The organism is Vreelandella lionensis (genome assembly GCF_002087295.1).
GTDB lineage: Bacteria > Pseudomonadota > Gammaproteobacteria > Pseudomonadales > Halomonadaceae > Vreelandella > Vreelandella lionensis.
In genome coordinates, this window is sequence record NZ_MWVI01000067.1 from 1 (window position 1) to 2,273 (window position 2,273).

Consider the following 2,273-nt stretch of genomic DNA (forward strand, 5'->3'; position numbering starts at 1 on the left):
GTGTCGGCGCCGGCTTCACGGATTCAGGAACTTTTAAACACCATTTAAGAAGTAATTGAAGTACGGATTTCTGATGCAGTCTCTTGTAAAATTGGTAAGTAGGTTTTTAGTAAGGTGGAAATATTGACACGAATAGCGTTAGTACTGATATTAATTGCGCCAAGCAGTTTTCCGTTAGCATCAAAAGCTGGCACGGCTAGTGAGCGAAGCCCTGAATCCAGCTCTTGGTCTACAATGGCGTAACCCTGCTTACGTACTTTTTTGATGCAGTTCTTGAGAGTGAGAGTGTCAATTATAGTTTTATCGGTATAGCGCTTTAAGGGTAAATTATTAAGATATGTGTCGAGTTCCTGGTTAGATAGCTGTGCAAGTAGTACACGACCCATTGATGTATGTGCGGCAGGTAAGCGCGTGCCTACTGATAGCGTAATTGCCATCAATCGGTGCGGAGCTGAAGAGCGAGCCAGATAAATCACTTCATCGCCGTCTAGCACACCGAGTGAGGATGACTCCCCACACTGGGCAGTAATCCTTTCTAGGAACTTCTGAATAACGCTACGATGATTATTGCTCGCTAGATAAGAGTACCCTAACTGCAATACCTTAGGTGCCAGTTCAAAGTAACGCTGTTCTTTATATACATAACCAAGAGCATGAAGTGTGAGTAGACAACGGCGTGCTTTGGCGCGGTTCATCCCTGTGCGTTCGGCTACTTCGCTAAGGGTCATACGCGGATGGGCATTATCAAATGCCATAATGATATCAAGCCCACTAGCGAGAGCTGATACATAGTCGCGATCAGCTGGTTGTAACGGATTACCCTGTGAAGTGCTGTCCATGTTTCACCTGCAAACTTTAGCTTTGATTAATTTAATTAGCACTAATTAGAATGATGAAATCAATCTAGTTCGAATAGCGAACAAAACAATATCCTCTCTACGCTACATCTTGCAATGGATATGTGTGATTATGTATCACTGCGTTACGATTTGAACTGAGAAAACGGTAGCCATCAACAGCAGCGATGGCGGGAATGATCACTGATCCTCTTTAATTAGGCAATGATTCAGAACTATAAAACATTGGCACTAAGCCAATAAATTTTGAGTTTTATAGGAAATCTAGGGCAATACCTCGCAAAATGCAAATAATTAAAAAATTTAATAAAGTCGAGGATCCACCTAAAAAATCTATCCAAAACAAGGTTAAAGCACACCGTTAATAGCACAACAAAATAACATTTATCACTGGAATTTAAATTTAATATTTATTTAAGAAACTGTACAACCTCACTAAATATAAGAGAAAATTTCTTTTCTAAAATAGCAAAATGCGAGCCACTAGGAATGCTTAAATATTTCTTATCCTCGCTACCGATTTCATTATAAAAATTAATTGAAGAAGAATAAGTAGAGGTCAAATCATGCTCAGCTCTTATGACCAAAGAAGGAATATTAATAGCAGCAGGATTATGGACTTTTTCAACCAGAAAAGATATCATATAAGTCAGCTAATGGGCCTGTGGGGACTATAAAGCTTTCTCCTATTGAAATAGAACTTTTCAAGGTATTTTTAATAACAGAATCTAAAACCTTTTCTTTTCTCAATGTTGTTTTTTTATTAAAAGGAATTTCTTCATCCCATCTTTTAATAAAATTCTTTTTTTCAACAAAGACATAACCTATCTTGCAACCACCACTCTCCGGTATCGCACCATACTTCGACTTCCAGTAGATACCAGCATTACTATCATTATAAATTGGTGCAAAAAACACTGCTTTATTTATTTTATCTTGTTTAAATAAAGAAAAATATTTGGTTAGAACTACTGTCCCCCAAGAGCATGAAATTACATCAACTGTTCTTTTTCCTGTACGATTCTGAACATATGAAATTATATTATCCAAGAAAACTGATGTATTACTCACTCTCGTGTCCGAAATAGACAAATGATCATAGTTTTCTACTCGTGACATTCTAAAACCTAGAGAGTCATATGTAAAAACCCTAAAACCTTTTTCAGCTAGTTGATGGCACCAAGATACATCTTTATGATCATTTACCCAAAGCTCGGATGCAATTGTCGCTCCGTGTATCAAAATTAATGGTCGTTTATCTATGTCTAAACATTCATCATCGAAAAACTCCCTCACATGCAAATTATAGTTATTATTAACATCAACCAAAATATTAAAGTTGTTCTCTATGATCATAATTACCTCAATATCAAAAAATATTTTTAAGGAAGACCTGAATAACTGTCGATATTCATC

Annotated in this window: 3 protein-coding genes; all 3 read right to left on the reverse strand. The window is 36.8% G+C overall.

Going from position 1 to position 2,273, the window contains the following annotated elements:
* Positions 1-44: 44 nt before the first annotated feature.
* Positions 45-839, reverse strand: coding sequence for an IclR family transcriptional regulator domain-containing protein (locus tag B4967_RS09570; protein ID WP_083024939.1), 795 nt, complete (start codon positions 837-839; stop codon positions 45-47).
* Positions 840-1,267: 428 nt separating this feature from the next.
* On the reverse strand, positions 1,268-1,501 hold the full coding sequence (locus tag B4967_RS17860) for a poly(ethylene terephthalate) hydrolase family protein (protein WP_139794463.1): 234 nt from the start codon (positions 1,499-1,501) through the stop codon (positions 1,268-1,270).
* On the reverse strand, positions 1,482-2,273 hold a 792-nt coding region (locus B4967_RS09575), incomplete at its 5' end, for an alpha/beta fold hydrolase (RefSeq protein ID WP_207953612.1). The genes B4967_RS09575 and B4967_RS17860, both read right to left, overlap by 20 nt.

Excerpts from the sequence above, each read along its gene's own strand:
- B4967_RS09570 (WP_083024939.1), bottom strand. The coding sequence starts at position 839 with ATGGACAGCACTTCACAGGGTAATCCGTTACAACCAGCTGATCGCGAC.
- B4967_RS17860 (WP_139794463.1), bottom strand. The coding sequence starts at position 1,501 with ATGATATCTTTTCTGGTTGAAAAAGTCCATAATCCTGCTGCTATTAAT.